This window comes from Oscillibacter sp. (genome assembly GCF_040505565.1).
GTDB lineage: Bacteria > Bacillota > Clostridia > Oscillospirales > Oscillospiraceae > Oscillibacter.
In genome coordinates this window covers 30,725-48,728 of record NZ_JBEUWZ010000027.1, presented here as the reverse complement: position 1 = coordinate 48,728, position 18,004 = coordinate 30,725, and the positions used below count along the sequence as shown (strand labels likewise).

Here is an 18,004-nt window from a genome sequence, read left to right as displayed (position 1 = left end):
CTTCTGCCGCCACTCCGCCAGAGAGTAATACGGAATGCCAAGTTGTGCCGCCGCCTGCTTCACGCCGATTTCATCGGACAGCTTGACCGCTTCTTCTTTGAACTCCTTGTCATATTTGCGCATTGCAAACACCACCTTGTTCTTTCTTTGATTCTATCACTTTTGGGGTGTTTGTCCTCTGCACTTCTATGATATCCCTCCAAAGAAAATCCGCCGCCAAAACGCTCAAATCCCTAACCCATCCCAAACGGGAGCGAAAACGGGAAATTAAAGTGCTGGCTCGACAAGTTTATTGTAAATCTAGGGAGTTAGAATTATACTTAAAATGACTATAGGCATTGCGATTGCAGGGGTAACTAAGCATTTTTTTACGGGACTATTATTTATTTTCGGATTGGGAGGAATCGCTGTGATTATTCTTCGGCAAGGAAAGACGAAAAGCATATTAGAGAACTCCATCAACAGCGCACTAACTGCAGTCGAAACATATAATCGTCCGCGTGTCCAGTTCAGGATAGAAAACTATATCATACTTATGATTCTTGCATGGACAAAGCTGTTTCACGCTTACTTTCAGAGTGAAATAGGTGAGCGTTATTTTTACAAAGAGAAGAATGGCCGCTATAAAAAAGTGGATGGGGAGAAAAAAGCATGGGAGTTGACTGAATGTATCAAGGAGTATCAGAAGATGCAAAAAGCATATCCTAATCTTTCTGAACCTGTTGTTGCAAACCTGCGCTTTTTTATTGGTATCCGAAACAAAATTGAGCACCGATATTGGGAAGGCTCTTCTTTAGATATTCTACTTTTTGGTGAGTGCCAATCGTTGCTTTTTAACTACGAAACGTTCTTGGTCACACTTTTTGGTGAAGACTATTCGATTAACACCTGTCTTGCTTATGCATTACAATTTTCTCACTTACGTGCAAAAGAGCAATTGCAAGCTCAACGTGATTTATTGTCAAAAGACATGCAGGATATCAAGAAGTATATTGATAAGTATAAAACGGACTTACCCCAAGTAATTTTTGACAGCCAAGAATACAGTATTAAGCTGTTACAAATTCCTAAAATCAGCAACACTAACCGCAATGATTTAGCAGTCGAATTTGTAAACTGGAATAGTCTTACTGAGGAAGATCGTGTAAACTATCAGCAAATCTGTACCATCATCAAAGATAGAATTGTTGTGCAGCAAGTATTGAATGCAGATTTGCTCAAGCCTGGTGCTGTCATACAAGCAGTTGAAGGCAAAACCGGAATAAAGATTTCGCAGAATGATCATAGCTTACTCTGGAAGGCGTTCCAAGTTCGGCCTGTATCAACAGCAGAATCCAAGTTCGATACCGTATCTAAGTTTTGCATATATGATGAACCACACAATGATTACTTGTATACGGATGAATGGGTCGCGTTTATCGTGAATTTACTTGAAAAGCATGGCTTTACAAAGGATAACATCAGAATTAAGTGTAAGCAAAAGCTGCTTTTTTCTGACTACGCATAAAAACTTATTGTCATAAAATAATGCAGCGATATGCATGCAAGAACTGAACACATAAAACTGATAGCGGTGCCCTTTGAATGAGGGCACCGCTGTCCGCTGAGAAATGTCTTTCTCATCCCACTCTCTGGAACGGAATAATCTTGCAGCCGCTTTTCGCGGACGTTGGTTCCGGATCGGGCGGCTCCGGCGCAGGCGCGGTGCCTGTGACCTCGGCCATGAATCCGCCGACCTTGGCGGCGGCGCTTTGCTGCATCCCGTTCGTCACATGGGTGTAGGTGTCCAGTGTGAAGCCTGCCGAATAATGTCCCAGCATACTGGAGAGCGTCTTGACGTCCACGCCGCTCTGCATCGCCATGGTGGCGAACGTATGCCGAAGGTCATGAAAGCGCACGGCAATGTCGATGCTGGCGCTTTTCAGCAGCTTTTTGTGTACCCGCCCAAGGGCATCCGGACTCCAGTACGTTCCCGTTTTGGGAGACGGAAACATAATGGGATTGTCAAGATGCTTCTCATGCTCAGCAGTCAGAAGATCCACCGCCTGTTGGGGAATTGCCACCTTGCGGACGGAGTTTTCCGTTTTGGGCACCGTCACGGTCAGCACGCCGTCGATGCGGGTGACCTGCTTGTCCACCGACAGGATGCGGTGCTGCACGTCCAGATCCTCCCACAGCAGCCCCACCAGCTCGCCGCGCCGCAGGCCGCTGGTCAGCTCCAGATAGAAGATGGGCAGCACGCCATAAGTCTCAGCCTCCCGCAGATAGGTCCCGACCTGCTCCGGCGGGATGATCTTCATCTCGGGCTTGTCCTTTTTGGGGATGCGGCAGCCGTCGCAGGGGTTATACGGAATGAGGCGTTCCTTCACCGCCTGCTGCAGGCAGCTGTGTAGCACCATGTGCGTCTGCCGCACGAAACCGCCCGACAGTGTGAAATCCTCCATCTTCTTGCCGCGTTTGACCCGGCCGTGATGCCGTATGTCGTTATACATCTGCTGAATATGAATCGGCATAAGCAGTCGTAACTTGAGGTTCCCGATGGCGGGGATGATATGCTGCTCCAGCACATTGGCGTAATTGCGGACCGTGTTGGGCCGCAGGTTTGGCTTGCTGTAGGTTTCAAACCACAGGCGGCACCATTCTCCCACGGTGTAGTCGCCGGTATGACTCGTGGACACGCCGCGGTTATCGGCGATGGCGCGCCTCAGCTTATCCCGGCACTCATTCTGTGTCTTGGCGGACACGCTTCTCTGGATGGCGCGGCCGGTGGCTGGGTCGATGCCTACGGTATAGCGCCCTTCCCAACTGCCGCTGGGCTTTTTTCGGATGCTGCCTTCGCCGTTCGCTCGTCTTTTACTCATGAAATAACCTCCTTTTCCTGACTTTCCGCAACACCAACCAATACCACAAAATTGAGTAAATAGCTACTGTTTTCAATGGATTTCTCCCTTTTCTTCGGTGAGCTTTGCGATCCATTCGGTAAACTGATCCCGCGGAATAATGATGCGGGAGCCCAGCGTTATGGAGGGAAAATCCGGACGCCGTACAATGCTGTAAGCGTTGGCGAGACCGATGCCCAGCACGTTGGAGACATCCGGCACCGTCAGCATCAGGGGTAGTTCGTCGAAGGATTTGAATTGTGATTTTTTCATGGTTGTCCTTTCTCCGCATCGCGGCGGAAGCATTTTAAATTGTTGTTCTGCGTCTTGTTGATTTATTTCCCCCTCGTTGCGTAAAGGGGGATGGGTTACATCGACATGGTTGGGCCGGTGTATTCCTCGTGGTCGTCCGGCTTGTGACCCATGGCGATCTTCTTCTCCCGAATCTTTTGCAGCCGTTTGCGGTCGATCTGCATTCCCATGGGGCTGGACTTCGGCAGAGAGTTGTCCTGGAAGATGCGGCTCATGTGATGAAGCAGCCGGGTCGTTGATAGCATGACGGAGGTTGGCTTGAGGGAATCCATGCGGTCGAGGAAGAATTGTGCATACTGATTTCCTTGCTGGGCAGATCGTAAAAACCAGTGTTCTGCCGTGGGTATGTCACGTTTCGTTACGGACCCGGTCAGATACAACTTGCCCAGCGTGTACTGGGCGTACTGGTTTCCATTCTTAGCGGAGACCGTCAGGCAGTCCACCGCCTTTGCCGCGTCTTGCGGCACGTGCGTTCCCGCGAGATACTCCTTGCCCAGCCGGTAGGCGGCTTGGGCGTTTCCGTTTTCCTTCGCCATCTCCAGCCACTCGATTCCGAGCGGCGGGTCACGGATTGCGGCATCGTCGGAGAGCAGCATTTTCCCAAGCTGATACTGGGCAACGGGGAGCTTCTGCCGTGCTGCCTGATAGAACCAGTTGATGGCCAGCTTTGGGTCGGGAATCAGCAAACCGCCGTCGCGGTAGATCGTTCCGAGAAAATATTGGGCGTAGACGTCGCCGCCATCAGCCAACTTCCGCAGCTCCAACATAAGGGCGGGTGTGGCCCAGCAACGCCGACACCGTTTTTGCTTCCGTTTTGCTTTCCAGCGCATGGACAGCCACCGTGTGCCGCAAATCTTCAAAGCGAATATGGTCAAGTCCCGCTTTTTCGATGATCCGTTGGTGCAGCAGGCGTACCATGGCGGGCGCGTAGGGCTTTCGTGTGCCAGAGTGGACGAATATTGCCTCGCTGCTGGGGTGCCGGTTATGCTCCTGCCGGAGCAGAGCGATCGTGTCTATGCTCAGGGGAATTTGCCGCGTGTTGCCACCATAGTCTTTCAGTTTGCCCTTCACCACACTGCGCCCTGACCACACGGTGAGGATGCCGGTCCGCTCATCCAGATCGCTCCATTTTAAGGCAAGGAGTTCCCGTTGACGCAGACCAATGGTCAGCATAAGTGTGAACATGGGCAGATAGCCCAGCGCTTCTGCGGCATCCAGATAGTCCTCGACCTCCGAGTCTCCGAGTACGCTTGCCTTGACCTTCCGCTGTGTGGGGTAGTGGAAAGCTCGCGCCGGATTGACCGGAATCATACCGGTTGAGACGGCGCTGTCGAGACATTCCTGCAGGCAGCGATGGATGTGGCGCATGGTGACCTGGCTCAGGCCGGGGTATTCAGCGCTCTCGGGACGGTGGCTACCAAAGCGTTTTCGCTCGTCGAGAAAACTGCCGATCTGCACCTCGGTCAAGTCGGAGAGCGGAATGTCGCCCAGCTTGGTCAGAATGTGGTTTTGCAGGACATAGCGCTTGGCCTCGTAGGTTGTGGGGCGCACCTTGGGGCGGACGTCGGCTTCCATCCACCGCTCCGCCCATTCCTTCATCGTCATAGTTTTCCCTCCATACATTGCGTTTGCAGATCGCGGAAGCCCCGCTTTGGCATCCGCGCCTGTTCCAATAGCTTTCTGTGCAGGTAATAAAACTCGTGCAGACGGAACGGCTCACCGGTCTTGGGATTGAGGAAGGCATGGGGGATGTCCGGGTGCCGCTCATGCTCCGCAGTCAGCAGGGAGACGGCCTGTTCATCCAGCGTCAGCAGCCGCTTGCCCCGCAGAATATATCGGTGCTGTAAATTGAAGTCGGCCCACAGCAGTGTGAACAGTTCACATTGCCGCAGGCCGACGGTAAGTCCAATATAAATGATGGGTAGCACACCCCCGCATTCCGCCGCGTCCAGATAACGGCGAATCTGCCCAGACCGGACCCGCATGGCAGGCCTGCGTTCCGAGGTCGGGACTTCGCATAAGTCCGCCGGATTGACGTCGAGGAACCCATCCTTGCAGGCGTCGTCCAGACAGTGCCGAAGGAGCAGATGAACGCACCAGATACTGCGGGAACCGAGCCCGCTTTCCGCCAGCGCTTTATAAAAGGCACTGATGTGATGTGGCTTCAGCTCGGCGAGCTTGATTTTCCCCACACCGAGGACGATGTGCCGGTAAATCAGATTGCGGTATCCGCCCTCGGTGCTGGCACGCCACTTTCCGGCGTTCCGCGCAAACCAGATCTCTGCCCACGCGTCGACTGTGTATTCTTCCTGCATTGTCCTCGCTTCCTTTTGCAATACGGACAATATCACAGAAAGAGGAAAATAGCTACTGCAAAGAGACTTTATCCCAGGAATAAAATATGGTATGATGATAAAAAAGTGCGAGGGGATATTGCCATCAAAAATCTTGCCAATGGAATCACTTCCACGCGGTTTCTGTTTGCAGTCGGAATGATGCTGGCCGCTCCATTCTCCACCGCTTTTTGGACTTGCTATCTGTGCGGTGGAATCAGCGATCTGATGGATGGCGCGCTGGCCCGCAGGCTGAAAACGCAAAGCGTTGCTGGAGCGAAGCTGGACAGCGCCGCGGATCTGTTTTTTGCCGCGGCGATTGCAGTTTTCGCCGTGCGGTATCTCCCATTTCCCATATGGCTGTGGATCGGTGCCGCTTTCATCGCGGCTTTGCGTCTTGCGGGCTATGCCATCGGGTTTGTGAAACACCAAACCTTTTCCGCCCTGCATACTTACGCGAACAAGGCCACGGGCGCGCTGATTTTCACATTCCCGGTTCTGTATGCGGCGCTGGGGCTGACTGCCGCGGGTGTCATCCTTTGCGCCGCGGCGCTGTTATCGTCTCTGGAGGAACTCGTGATTACCATAAACGCTCCGGTGCTGAACCGCGACTGCCGGGGCATCTTCCTAAAATAAACAACCTTTCAGGAGGCCGGAAATATGACCGATCAAGAGGAACTGCTTGAGCGTCTGACCGACAAGGACGCCAAGTCCGCCTGCGCCTACGCGGATAAACTTGCGGCGGAAAGCCGGGAGAGCGACCGGTTTTATCCGTATCTCGACGACTTCGCCGCACTGCTGCACCATAGAAATTCACTGGTACGGAACCGGGCTATCTCCATTCTTGCTGTCAACGCCCGCTGGGACAGCGAAAACCGCTATGACGCTTTGATTGACGATTTTCTCGCCCATGTTACGGACGAAAAGCCCATTACAGCCCGACAGTGCATTCAGGCGCTGCCGGAGATCGCGGCGGCGAAGCCGAGCTTGATTTCCCGAATTCGAGCGGTATTGGAAAATGCGGATCTGTCCGGATACCGCGACAGTATGCGACCGCTGATTTTGAAGGACATCGTGAGCGCTTTGCAGAAGATAGCGGAACAGGAAAAGAAGATTTAGTTGAAGGGGCGGGAAATTATGGAGATTCGAGAGCTTGCGAAAGAGGAGTACGGCGCGGCGCTGGATTTGGCGTGGGAAGTCTTTGGGGAGTTTGAAGTGCCGGACTACACCCCACAGGGTGCTCAGGCGTTCTATGCCTCCATCCATGACCCGGACTACCTTGCCCGGCTCCGTATCTACGGCGCTTTCGAAGGAAACACACTCATCGGCGTTCTTGCCACCCGCAATGGCGGCGCGCATATCGCGCTGTTCTTTGTGCGCGGCGCGTACCACCGGCAGGGCGTGGGCAGGCGGCTGTTTTTCCGCGCCTGTCAGGAGAATTCCGCCGGACAGATGACAGTGAATTCCTCGCCCTATGCGGTGGAGGTTTACCGGCGTCTGGGCTTTTGCGAGACAGGCGCGAAGCAGACGACGGACGGCATCCGCTATACGCCCATGCTCTGCGTAACTCAGCGTACGGACTGCCCCTGCAAACGTACGCGCTGCGCGCGGCACGGCGATTGCGTCGCCTGTCGGGAGCATCATAAGACGGACAAAAAAAATACGGTTTACTGCCAACGGCCCACGAGAGAGGAAAAGCGCCTACGCCGCAGGCGGGACTCCTAATAAACACAATCGGGGAACAGCGCAAATAAAAGGCAGTCGGAATTTGAAAGTGAGATTATTGGTATACAGCGAAGGGATGCAGAATGAAAAAAGCAACCGTTATTGCAAGGTTCCATAGTTCAATAGAAGCTGTTTGGAATATAGTTACGGATAACACAGCCTTTGGCTGGCGCAGTGATATCGTTAAAATAGAAGTATCCGACGACGGTAATCGTTTTACTGAATTTACGAAAGACGGATTAAAAACTGAATTTACGATTGCACTCAAAAAGCCCTATGAACGCTATGAATTTGATATGAAAAATAAGAATATGGACGGACATTGGATTGGGCTTTTTTCAAGAGACGACTCTGGTACAAAAATTGAATTTACTGAAGAAGTTGAAGTCGCTAATCCCATTATGAATTTATTTGTAAAGGCGTATCTTAAAAAGCAGCAAGCAACTTATATTACGGATTTAAGAAAAGCAATGGGTGAATAAGGCGAGCACAACTCGTGGATGATCAATTTTTTGGTTAATATTGGAATCGCAGGCATGCGCGCTGCGTTTTTTCCGTATTTTGTTCCGACAAGGGGGTTCCTATGGAGTATATTCAGATGACCCCGGAAAATCTGGAGCGGGAGCACATCTGCTGCGCCATCTCCAGTAATAAGGACCCGCAGGTGGCCTCCAAAAAGGCGTGGCTGCGGGACAGATTGGACGAAGGGCTGGTCTTTCTCAAGGCGGCAGAGCGCGGCAAGTGCTTTATCGAGTACATCCCGGCAGAATTTGCGTGGGTACCGATCGAAGCGGACGGGTACCTCTACATAGATTGCTTCTGGGTATCCGGCGCGCTCAAGGGCCACGGCTACGCAGACGACCTGATGGAGCGCTGTATCGCGGACGGGAAAGCAAAGGGGCGGCAGGGCCTTTGCGTGATCGCATCAAAGAAAAAGCAGCCGTTTTTGTCCGACCCAAAGTATCTGGCCCACAAGGGCTTCCGGCTGGCGGATACGGCGGAGCCGTTTTTCACGCTGCTGTATCTGCCCTTTGACAAGAGCGCACCTGTGCCGCAGTTCAGGCCCTGCGCCAAAACGCCGCATATTGACGAGAACGGTTTTGTGCTCTATTATACCGCAGGTTGTCCCTATACGGCAAAATATGTGCCGCTTATCGAACGCTCGGCAAAGGATGCAGGCATCCCGTTTAAAAGTATTATTCTGGATAGCCGGGAGAGGGCCCAAAACGCGCCCGCCGCGTGGACAAACTATGCGCTTTTTTATAACGGCGTCTATGTCACCAACGAGATATTGTCAGAGAAGAAATTCCTCGCGCTGGCGGCGGAAAAATCAAAAATAGAAAAGGAAGGTCAGTTTGACATGGAAAATGAATGGGAGCGCTTTAACCAGAAGTTTTTCAATACGCTGGAGAGCGGCATCGAAAAGTTGCCCCAGAGCGAGCGGGAGGAGTTGTACCGCCCCTGCGCCGTGAGCTGCGTACAGAATTATGTCCTGAAAGAGCAGCAGCGGCAGTTTGACGAGTGCGGCGGCGATCTTGATTTGCAGTATGAAAAATACGGGCGGTCGGAGTTCTTCTTCGCGGACATCATCGAGCGCGGCCGCGTCTACGAGATCGGCTATCCGCGCTGTCTCTGCCCGGTGGTGGACGCGAGGCTTGCCTCCGCGCCGGTACACTGCGAGTGCTCCCGGCAGAGCATCCTTTATGTGCTGGGGACACTGCTGCCGGAGAAGAAAATCCAGGTGGAGCAGATACATACGGTCCTCTCCGGCGCACAGGAGTGCCGCTTCCGTGTGACCGTGGAATAAAAGGAGATCCGCAGGGATTTTGCTGTAAAACCTTATGAAAAGCAGAGGTGGTGCGCGGTGAAGCGCTGCATTGGCATGACCGGAATAGCAGACGGTCTATTTGAAAAATGTTGTTGATGACCCGAATATCGAGGTCGGCGACTACACGATGTACAACGATTTTGCGGACAATCCCTGCGATTTTCAGAAGAATAATGTGCTCTATCATTACCCCATCAACCATGATCGGTTGGTGATCGGAAAGTTCTGCTCCATTGCCTGCGGCGCAAAATTCCTTTTTACCAGCGCCAACCATACCATGCGGGCCCTCTCCACTTATCCGTTCCCTCTGTTTTTTGAGGAATGGGGGCTGGACAAGGCGGATGTGACGCAGGCGTGGGACAACAAGGGCGACATTGTCGTGGGCAATGACGTGTGGATCGGTTACGAGGCGGTGATTCTGGCGGGCGTGACCATTGGGGACGGGGCTATCATCGGCGCCCGCGCCATGGTCACAAAGGACGTGGAGCCATATACCATTGTGGGCGGCGTACCGGCAAAGCCCATCCGCAGACGGTTTTCGGACGAAACCGCTGCGCAGCTGGAATCCATGCAGTGGTGGAATTGGCCGCACGAACGCATCGCGCGAAATATTCCCTACATTCAGGCCGGACAGCTCGACCGAATCGAATAACATATATCCAATCATCGAAGGGCCGGTACACAGGCACGTGCGTACCGGTTCTTTTAGCAATCCTTGCGCGCGAACTACCGGCGTGCTAAAATGGAAAAAACGTGCAGTTGCCGTGGAAATACCCGGCCACTGGAAGCATGGCACGGGTTACGGATCACTTTTATGCTCTGCTGAAGGAGGACGATTATGGCGTCGAGTAAAGAATACCTGGACTTCATTCTGGAACAGCTTTCCGGTTTGGAGGATATTTCCCACCGCGCCATGATGGGCGAATATCTCCTCTATTACCGCGGCAAGCTCGTGGGCGGCATTTACGATGACCGACTGCTGGTCAAGCCGGTGAACGCGGCGCTGGCGCTGATGCCAAATGCGCGCCGGGAGCTACCCTATGGCGGGGCGAAGGAAATGCTGCTGGCGGAGGATGTGGACAATCCGGAATTTTTGGAGCGGCTGGTGAGCGCCCTGTACGAGGAGCTTCCCGCGCCGAAAGCAAGACGAAAGAAGTAGAGGAGGGGTACCATGGCGAAGGCCAATTATATCGCGATGCGCGGTGTCGGCGACCCCAACGAGGAGGACGGCACATAAAAATACATATTTGAAGAAACAGATATCCTACGCATTTTGCAGAGGCTTTTGCCTACAATACCGACTCCCGGCGTGAAGAAACGCATCATCGCCTTCGATAACGATGGCAGATACATGGAGATGCTCAACCCCAAGATTATGAAAAAGTCCGGACTTTACGAGGTTACGAGGACTGTTTGTCCCTTGACGGACCCAAAAGGCAAAGCGATGGAAGTCGATTAAGATGCGGTATCAGAATCGGGTTTTCGAAACGCCTTAAGATCTTTACCGGCTTCACGGCGCAGATCCTCCGGCTGGAAATCGATCACTGCAAGCCGCTCAGGACCACACTTTTTCGCAGAGATGAACTTGCAGTTTAAGACTTTTCGCCTCAAGGGTTTTTTATGCGGATATATGCAAAAGTACACGGCTTAAATGACAGATGGCGGGGAATACTAGGGCTTGTTGCCTGTAGCTTTATTTACAGCTTGACAGTCAAGTTGATGATAGATCCATTTCCGGTAAGAAAGTGGAAGCAGTATTGAGTCGGATTTCATTTCGCACTGGATAATTTGCCCCCAGATAAATCTGTGCTTAAGATTTTGGGGTGACAACTTACTTTTGTGGCGGACGGATTCAGAGGGTAGGTCAAATTTACATAACCTTGATAAATGGCCAATTTGAAAATACCAATTCCATCGTCTGAATCTACATCATATGAAATCGTGGAGTGAAAATGTTCACAGATAAAAGACTGACATCTGCATACCAAAATGCGAAAGTTGAATACTTTGACGCAAAGTCTAAGTATATAATTTTCAGTGATTCCCATCGGGGCGACGACAGTGCTTCCGATGAATTTACCAGAAACCAAAGTGTCCTGCTGCACGCCCTTGAATACTACTATGAGAATGGATACCGATACGTTGAAGCCGGAGACGGGGATGAATTGTGGGAATATTCCGATTTTAAAACCATACGGCTGGCGCATTCCGACGTTTTTATGTCCATCAAGAAATATTATGATGCAGGCAGGTTGGTTCTGCTCTACGGTAATCACAACATTTATCTGCGTTCAAAATCTTTTGTCCAAAAAAATTACTATTGCTATTATGATGAATACAGTCAGGATACGCAGGAATTTCTGAGGGGCTTGGTCCCATATGAGGCACTGGTATTAAAGAGCAGGGATACCGGGCAGGAAATACTGATTGTACACGGGCATCAGGGCGATTTCATGAATGATCAGCTCTGGGTGGTCTCTATGGCGCTGATGCGGTATTTTTGGAGGTTCATGCATGTGGTCGGATTTCAAAATCCGGCCAGCCCGGCAAAAAATCTTTACAAAAGGTCGAAAATTGAAGTCAAGTACAGGAAGTGGATCGCAGAGCATCATAAAATGATTATCTGCGGGCACACGCATCGACCGAAATTTTCTGAGAAGGACGAGCTTCCGTATTTTAACACAGGCTGCTGCATTCACACAAAGGGGATTACAGGAATTGAAATAGCCGGCGGCGAAATCATGTTGGTGAGTTGGAGAATCCGGGCAGACCCAGACGGAAATCTCAGGATCGAGAAAAATATTGTCAGAGGCCCCATCCCTATTGAAGATTATGATATTTAATAACAGACGAATTCTTTACAGAGAGCTTGAAACTTTTGTTTTCAGCTCTCTGCTTTTTATGGAATAAATATTGGAGGTCAGATGAGAACCGCTCCGCTCAATGGCATGGTTGTTGTCATTCAATATAAAAATTTTAGATAATAATTGTACTTTTTTGTATTATTTTGTCTACCACAAGTTATTCTTTGTTTACATTCTAACAAGGGATTACATAGGAGGAGAAACAATGACAGCAATTAAACTGGATATGTTCCAAGCCGGGGCCGTGGCGGCCTTGGTCTACTGTCTCGGGCGTTTTCTAATTCTCAAAGTGCCCGTTCTGAACAAATACTGCATCCCTGCTCCCGTGGTAGGCGGTCTCATTTTTTCCATTCTGAATCTGATCCTGCATTCTACCGGTGTAGCTGAAATTTCTTTCGATAACACGCTCCAAACCATATTCATGACCATCTTCTTCTGCACGGTCGGTTTCACCGCTTGCTTCAGCCTGCTGAAAAAAGGCGGATTTCAGGTTCTGCTATTTTTGGGGCTTGCAATTGTCATGGTCATCTCACAGGATTTGATTGGCAGCGGCATGGCCAGCGTCTTTGGTCTGGACCCCAAGCTTGGTCTTTGCATGGGCTCTATCCCTCTGGTGGGCGGTCATGGTACCTCCGGTGCATTTGGCCCCTTGCTGGAAGACAGCTTCGGAGTGACAGGCGCTACGACCGTGGCCATCGCGGCGGCAACGTACGGCTTGGTTGCGGGTGGTGTGATGGGCGGCCCCTTTGCGCGGCGCAGAATCATAAAGCTGCAGCTGCACAGCACCGCAAAGGAAGAACACATCTTTGACCAGCAGGCCGAGAAGGCAACCACCATTGACCCGCAGCGGTTTGTCAACGCCGCTTTGTTCATTGCCGTGGCGATCGGTGTCGGAACGCTGTTGGTCGCTCTTTTTAAAAGCTGGAATTTCACCGTTCCCGGTTATATCGGTGCAATGCTGATCGCCGTTGTAATCCGCAACAGCTTCGACGGCATGAAGAAAGATGTCCCCATGCCCGAGATCGACTCTTTGGGCAATCTCTCCTTGCAGCTGTTCCTGGCAATGGCGCTGATGGGCCTGCAGCTGTGGCAGCTGGCTGCCCTGGCGGTTCCCATGATCGTGATTCTGCTGGTGCAGACCGTCTGGATGGCGCTCTACGCCAATCTTGCAGTGTTTAATATTATGGGTAGAGATTACGAGGCTGCGGCCATGACCACCGCATTCTGCGGCTTCGGTATGGGTGCCACTCCCAACGCCATGGCAAACATGGGCGTTCTGGCCGACAAATACGGACCGTGCCCCCGCGCGTATTTCATTGTGCCGCTGGTGGGAAGTCTGTTTATCGACATGTTTAACAGCGGGATTCTGACGATCTTTATGAATGTCCTCCACTAAGCGGAAAAAATCCGACTCCCAGTATTTATAGAAAGACTTTCCAAGGGACAGACGGCTTTTACCTCTCCTGCAAAACGTTTCTCATTTTAAAGCACAGGCCGAACGATATGACTTCGGCCTGTGCTTTGTCATTCACATTGTTTCGCAGAACCGTCTTCAAGCAAATAAGAAAAGCCTTTGTGCAGACAGCTTGCCTGTCTGCACAAAGGCTTACGTTTTAAGGTTTTTCTCCGGTCGCACCTACTCGGCCTCACAGCGAAAATTCATCCTGCTCCGATAGAATGAGAAGTCCGCCGATAAAGCCCTTGACACTGACTTTTCCGCCCCGCTTCTGCTTCCTGCGGATGTAATCCATCTCGGCCTTGACCTCTTCAAACGAAAACAAACTTCCCGAGTACTCCACAAATGTTTCGTTCATGTAGTCTTCAATTCCAAGCTGAGCAAGATTCCGCATTCCTTTCGCGATCGCCCTGCGGATTCGCTGCTCCATGCTCTGCGGAGCCGCACTCAGAGAGGTACAAATCTGCCCGAAGTTTACATGATAAATGGAGAGCTTATTGTCGTGCATATACTCACAGATTTTCAGGATGTCAATGCAGCCCTTTTCTCCTGACATTCCAAGCTGATTCATTGCCAGCTTGGCTCTTTTCAAGAACGCATCCTCCTTACGCACATCGGTGGGAATGTTCTCCCCAAACAGGCTGCGAATACTTGCGATGGTACGTTCGTTCTGAATCTGATTTGTAACAGCACGGATGACAGACTTCACTTCAATGGCATTAATCGGTTTACTGATGAAAAAGTCCACGCCTGCGTGATACGCCTTACCGATCAGGGTTTTGTCGGAAACCTGAGAGATCATCACAAATTTTGCGCCGCACCCCAAGAGCTTAAGGGACTGTACAATTTGAATACCGTCCTTTTTTGGCATCAAGAAATCAATCAGCACAATATCCGGCCTGGCCGATAGGACGCTTTGCTCATCCGGCTCTTTTCCTCCTGAATCTCCGCAGATACTCCCTAAATTTTGCTGCTCAATCAGGTCCTCCAAGATATCGATGACAGCATGGTCGTCTTCTATGACATAAATCTTCATGCTTCTTCCTCCAGAGAGCTGGTGGGAATCCGGATCTGAAATTCCGTTTTTACATTTGGCTGTGACATAACGGAAATTGCTCCATGAAACCGTTCTTCCACAACACTTTTCACTCCGGACAAGCCAACACCGCGATAGATATTCCCGGTTGTCTGGTCGAACTTGGTGGAGAATCCGTGCTGAAAAACCCTGGGAAGGTTTTTCTCCGATATTCCCGGCCCATCATCACAGACGCTGACCATATAGTCGTCTTGGACCTTGCGTCCCGTAATTATGACACGGCCCTTTCTGCGTTCAAATTCAATCGCTTCCACCGCATTGTTCACAAGATTCTTTAAGATCAACATCAGAGAATAATGTGCCTGCGTCATGAAGTCATCCTGACACTGAAAGTCCAGAAATATGGACAGATGCTTGGCATCGATCTGAGAATAGGTGACCTCCTTCAGGATGGTGAGAAGATCGCTGAACTTCATTTCTGTTTCCGGATACTCGTTATTGATCTCCCGCTCCAGTCCCATGATGATTCCAAGATAATCCTTTTTGATCTCGTGTACATCTCTTGCAATCGCCAGAGCGCAATCCAGAATCTGCGGCTCGATCTGCCTGTCCGACAAGGATTCATACAGCCGATATGCGTTGCCCATGATCTGCTCAATTTCCTCGGAGTTCTTTTTCATGAAGTAGATCTCGTTTTTCAGTTCCGCAGTCATCAGAAAAAGCCGCTGGTATCGCTGTTCATGCTCTTTCCTGGCCAGAAGGGAATGATAGCGATCAATCAATACAAACGTGAAGCCGACCAGCGTGGTGCGCACAACCGCGATGGCCAACAATTCCAGCGAATGGGATTGGCTGGGAAACCCGCCGCTGCGCAAAAGGCTCTCCATCCAATTTGAAATAAAATCGCAGCCAAGTACGCTGATGATCAGGCGGAAAAATTTCACGGTATGCCTATTGCGCACGGCAAGATAAAAGAGCAGACTATAAAACACATAGTACAGTCCGCCCGGCAGCGCGGTCAGGAATGCGTGCGTCAGCGAATCCTGGCCCATCCAGGCCAGGATCCCGCGAAACAGGAATATCATGATACCGGAAGTAAATCCGATCCAGAGCGTGCCCAAATCCAGGTCAAGCGTTAAAAGCAGGATTGGTAGCAGCGCCACAGACATTGAAACGCGGAGACCATTGTTAAAAAGGTTCCAATAAATTTCTGATACCAGGGTGATACAAAGCCCTGTTACCAAAGTATATTTCCATTTTGTGTGACTCTTCATCCACTCCCACTCTCTCAAGGGCCTATTTCCAGCTTGGCCTTTGCGGAACACATCTTGCAACATTTTATTATAACACATTTCCACACAAAAGCCAAAAGGAATTGCTATCTTTTTTATTTACTTTGACCGCTGTCGGAGAAAGCGTGGGAATATCACGGAATTATTTCGCTGTTTGCCATCATTGACGGCAGGAGTGGCAGGGGATAGAATCGTAATAGGGACCCAACCTATAGACGCACCGTGTGGCAGTATCTGACGCTGGCAAACCGACAACAAAGGGAGAAAGATATGAGTAATTATACCACAGAGGAGCTGTTGGAAGCCAAGCGTTCCCTTGCTTCCACTCTCAGCAAGTGCGAGAAGGCGGTATTGAAGCTCACGCCGGGGAAATCCCAGCACACGCTGACGATTCGCCGCATTCGGGCATTTCAGATTTCATTGGAGTTAATCGATCAGACCCTGAAAGACGCCGAACCTGAAATCACTACAAACTTATAAATGAGGTGCTACTATTATGAAAACTGCGATTTGCTATTACTCTCGACACCACGGAAACACGCTGAAAGTTCTGGAGTCTATGGCCGAGGAGAAGGATGTCGATCTTTTCGACGTGACCTCTCACGCGGCAGCGCATCTGGAGCAGTACGATGCCGTGGGCTTTGCCTCCGGCATCTATTACGGCAAGTTTCACGACAGCGTGGTAAGCTTTGCGCGATACCTTCCTGAGGGCATGAATGTGTTTTTCGTCTATACCTGTGGCTCAAAACGAGGCAACTATACCAAGGCCATTGCTGAGGCCGTGGCCGCCAAGCGTGCCAACATACTGGGGGAGTATGGCTGCAGAGGCTACGACACCTTCGGCCCATTTAAGCTGGTGGGCGGCATCGCCAAGGGACATCCCAACGCGGGCGAACTGCAAAAGGCGAAGGAGTTTTACCGCTCCATCTGCAAGTAAGTGACGAGAAAGAAGTCTTCCTTGTTCAATACCCGAATTCCTTGCATAACCGGTCAAGCACCCGAGCGTTTCTCGGCTCCGGTCGCAGGTGGACGCTTTTCCACGTTCCCATGAGGCGGTGAGCCATCCGGATCCAGTTTTGCGGGTGAAATTTTCTTCTTAGCAAGGCGGTCCTTCACATATTGTCTGAACAGGGTGTACAAAACCGAGCACAGCGGAATGAACACCAACATTCCGCTGATTCCCATGAGCTTTCCGCCCAGAATGACTGCGGTCAGCACCCAAATGGAGGGCAGCCCCACGGAGGACCCCACCACACGGGGATAAATCAAATTTCCCTCAATCTGCTGAAGGACAAGGAACAAAACGATGAACAACAGCGCCTGGACCGGATCCACCATCAAAATCAGCAGCACGCCCACGCCGCAGCCGATGAACGCCCCAATAACGGGAATGAGGGCCGTAAACGAGATCGTAACGCCCACCAAAAGCGCATAGTGCATTCGGAAAATCGCCATGGACACGGTGAACATGCTTCCCAGAATCACAGCCTCCAGGCATTGGCCGGAGAGAAAGTGTGAAAATGTACGGTTGGAGAGGGCGGCGATTTCCAGCACCCGGTCCGCCGTCCTTTCAGGGAGCAGTGCATACAGGCACTGGCGGACCTGCCGGCCCAGCTTTTCCTTCTGGAACAGAAGGTAGATGGCAAATACCAGACCGATAAAAAACGTGCTGACGCTGCTGACCACGCTGCCCACGATGCTCATGCCGCTGAGAACGCCGCCCACACCGACTCCCACCAGACTTCTGCCAAGATTCTGAAGCTGTTCCAGCGCCTTGCCGGACAGGGTCGCCCAATCGATCTCCAAACCCGCCATGACCGCCTGAAGTTCCGGCAGCCTGGCCTCCAGCTCTGCCAGAGTCGCCGGAAGCCGCGTGAGAAAGCTCTGTGCCTGCTGGATGACAGAGGACACGGCGTCCCCCAGATTGGGAACGACGACAAGGCTTGCCAGCGCCAGTACTCCCGCCACCAGCGCAAGTGTCAGCACAAAGGCCAGCGGGCGACGAAATCTATCCATATGTTTCCCGCCGTCGCCCAGATGCCGCTCCACGGCCCGCATAGGTACATTCAGAATGAATGCGATGGCGCAGCCCAGCAGGAATGGGGACACCAGCCCCATCAGCGCTTTTAATGCTTTCTCGATTGGCGACAGGTTTTGCAGGCACCAATACCCCGCCAGCACGGCAAATGCCGCCAGCGCCACGGTCCGTACCGTCTTTTTATCAAAATTCATATCTTCTCCTTATAGGGGAATCAACGTGCGCTTTATGTCTCGCCGTA

Annotated in this window: 20 protein-coding genes and 1 pseudogene; 12 read left to right on the top strand and 9 right to left on the bottom strand. The window is 51.4% G+C overall.

The annotated features are described in order from the left end of the window. Nucleotides 1-123, bottom strand: a 123-nt coding sequence (locus ABWQ15_RS14115) for a transposase (protein WP_353909422.1), incomplete at its 3' end; no start/stop codon positions are given. A gap of 202 nt (nt 124-325) precedes the next feature. Here ABWQ15_RS14115 and ABWQ15_RS14110 point away from each other — a divergent pair. After that, nucleotides 326-1,507, top strand: coding sequence for a DUF3644 domain-containing protein (locus tag ABWQ15_RS14110; RefSeq protein WP_353909420.1), 1,182 nt, complete (start codon nt 326-328; stop codon nt 1,505-1,507). A 112-nt stretch (nt 1,508-1,619) separates the two neighbouring features. On the opposite strand, the gene ABWQ15_RS14105 is transcribed toward ABWQ15_RS14110, so the two are convergent. From ABWQ15_RS14105 to ABWQ15_RS14085, 5 genes are all read right to left on the bottom strand, one after another. Continuing rightward, complete coding sequence (locus tag ABWQ15_RS14105) at nt 1,620-2,861, bottom strand: tyrosine-type recombinase/integrase (RefSeq protein WP_353909419.1); 1,242 nt, start codon at nt 2,859-2,861, stop codon at nt 1,620-1,622. Between the two features lie 72 nt (nt 2,862-2,933). Continuing rightward, nucleotides 2,934-3,152, bottom strand: a complete 219-nt coding sequence (locus ABWQ15_RS14100) for a helix-turn-helix domain-containing protein (RefSeq protein WP_353909418.1) — start codon at nt 3,150-3,152, stop codon at nt 2,934-2,936. Between the two features lie 95 nt (nt 3,153-3,247). Next, the gene (locus tag ABWQ15_RS14095; RefSeq protein WP_353909417.1) at nt 3,248-3,940 is read right to left on the bottom strand and encodes a tetratricopeptide repeat protein; all 693 of its coding nucleotides are present in this window, start codon (nt 3,938-3,940) and stop codon (nt 3,248-3,250) included. Further along, entirely contained in the window at nt 3,933-4,796 is an 864-nt protein-coding gene (locus ABWQ15_RS14090) for a tyrosine-type recombinase/integrase (RefSeq protein ID WP_353909416.1), read from the bottom strand. Before ABWQ15_RS14090 ends, ABWQ15_RS14095 begins: the two co-directional genes overlap by 8 nt. Beyond that, on the bottom strand, nt 4,793-5,506 hold the full coding sequence (locus ABWQ15_RS14085) for a site-specific integrase (protein WP_353909415.1): 714 nt from the start codon (nt 5,504-5,506) through the stop codon (nt 4,793-4,795). Before ABWQ15_RS14085 ends, ABWQ15_RS14090 begins: the two co-directional genes overlap by 4 nt. Nucleotides 5,507-5,611: 105 nt before the next feature. Here ABWQ15_RS14085 and ABWQ15_RS14080 point away from each other — a divergent pair, with 105 nt between their 5' ends. The 9 genes and pseudogenes from ABWQ15_RS14080 to gltS all read left to right on the top strand — a co-directional run bounded on the left by ABWQ15_RS14080 (nt 5,612) and on the right by gltS (nt 13,337). Continuing rightward, nucleotides 5,612-6,160, top strand: coding sequence for a CDP-alcohol phosphatidyltransferase family protein (locus tag ABWQ15_RS14080; RefSeq protein ID WP_353909414.1), 549 nt, complete (start codon nt 5,612-5,614; stop codon nt 6,158-6,160). A 24-nt stretch (nt 6,161-6,184) separates the two neighbouring features. After that, the gene (locus tag ABWQ15_RS14075; RefSeq protein WP_353909413.1) at nt 6,185-6,643 is read left to right on the top strand and encodes a SufBD protein; all 459 of its coding nucleotides are present in this window, start codon (nt 6,185-6,187) and stop codon (nt 6,641-6,643) included. Between the two features lie 18 nt (nt 6,644-6,661). Next, nucleotides 6,662-7,249, top strand: coding sequence for a GNAT family N-acetyltransferase (locus ABWQ15_RS14070; RefSeq protein ID WP_353909412.1), 588 nt, complete (start codon nt 6,662-6,664; stop codon nt 7,247-7,249). 83 nt (nt 7,250-7,332) lie between these two features. Next, complete coding sequence (locus tag ABWQ15_RS14065) at nt 7,333-7,731, top strand: SRPBCC family protein (protein ID WP_353909411.1); 399 nt, start codon at nt 7,333-7,335, stop codon at nt 7,729-7,731. A gap of 101 nt (nt 7,732-7,832) precedes the next feature. Next, nucleotides 7,833-8,567, top strand: a pseudogene (locus ABWQ15_RS14060) (N-acetyltransferase); the annotation flags it as partial. 589 nt (nt 8,568-9,156) lie between these two features. Further along, nucleotides 9,157-9,729, top strand: a complete 573-nt coding sequence (locus ABWQ15_RS14055) for a CatB-related O-acetyltransferase (RefSeq protein WP_353909410.1) — start codon at nt 9,157-9,159, stop codon at nt 9,727-9,729. Nucleotides 9,730-9,915: 186 nt separating this feature from the next. Further along, complete coding sequence (locus ABWQ15_RS14050; RefSeq protein ID WP_353909409.1) at nt 9,916-10,236, top strand: TfoX/Sxy family protein; 321 nt, start codon at nt 9,916-9,918, stop codon at nt 10,234-10,236. A gap of 793 nt (nt 10,237-11,029) precedes the next feature. Further along, on the top strand, nt 11,030-11,920 hold the full coding sequence (locus ABWQ15_RS14045) for a metallophosphoesterase (RefSeq protein ID WP_353909408.1): 891 nt from the start codon (nt 11,030-11,032) through the stop codon (nt 11,918-11,920). 226 nt (nt 11,921-12,146) lie between these two features. Then, nucleotides 12,147-13,337, top strand: coding sequence for a sodium/glutamate symporter (gene gltS, locus ABWQ15_RS14040; RefSeq protein ID WP_353909407.1), 1,191 nt, complete (start codon nt 12,147-12,149; stop codon nt 13,335-13,337). Nucleotides 13,338-13,587: 250 nt separating this feature from the next. Here gltS and ABWQ15_RS14035 read toward each other — a convergent pair whose 3' ends face one another. Both ABWQ15_RS14035 and ABWQ15_RS14030 read right to left on the bottom strand, forming a co-directional pair. Continuing rightward, nucleotides 13,588-14,433, bottom strand: coding sequence for a DNA-binding domain-containing protein (locus tag ABWQ15_RS14035; protein WP_353909406.1), 846 nt, complete (start codon nt 14,431-14,433; stop codon nt 13,588-13,590). After that, nucleotides 14,430-15,485, bottom strand: coding sequence for a sensor histidine kinase (locus tag ABWQ15_RS14030; protein WP_353909405.1), 1,056 nt, complete (start codon nt 15,483-15,485; stop codon nt 14,430-14,432). The genes ABWQ15_RS14035 and ABWQ15_RS14030 overlap by 4 nt, the downstream gene beginning before the upstream one ends. A gap of 510 nt (nt 15,486-15,995) precedes the next feature. On the opposite strand from ABWQ15_RS14030, the gene ABWQ15_RS14025 reads away from it, so the two are divergent. Further along, complete coding sequence (locus tag ABWQ15_RS14025; protein ID WP_353909404.1) at nt 15,996-16,205, top strand: hypothetical protein; 210 nt, start codon at nt 15,996-15,998, stop codon at nt 16,203-16,205. Between the two features lie 16 nt (nt 16,206-16,221). Beyond that, on the top strand, nt 16,222-16,662 hold the full coding sequence (locus ABWQ15_RS14020) for a flavodoxin family protein (RefSeq protein WP_353909403.1): 441 nt from the start codon (nt 16,222-16,224) through the stop codon (nt 16,660-16,662). A gap of 53 nt (nt 16,663-16,715) precedes the next feature. Here the strand turns inward: ABWQ15_RS14020 and ABWQ15_RS14015 are convergent, their stop codons facing one another. Next, complete coding sequence (locus tag ABWQ15_RS14015) at nt 16,716-17,957, bottom strand: AI-2E family transporter (RefSeq protein ID WP_353909402.1); 1,242 nt, start codon at nt 17,955-17,957, stop codon at nt 16,716-16,718. Between the last annotated feature and the right edge of the window lie 47 nt (nt 17,958-18,004).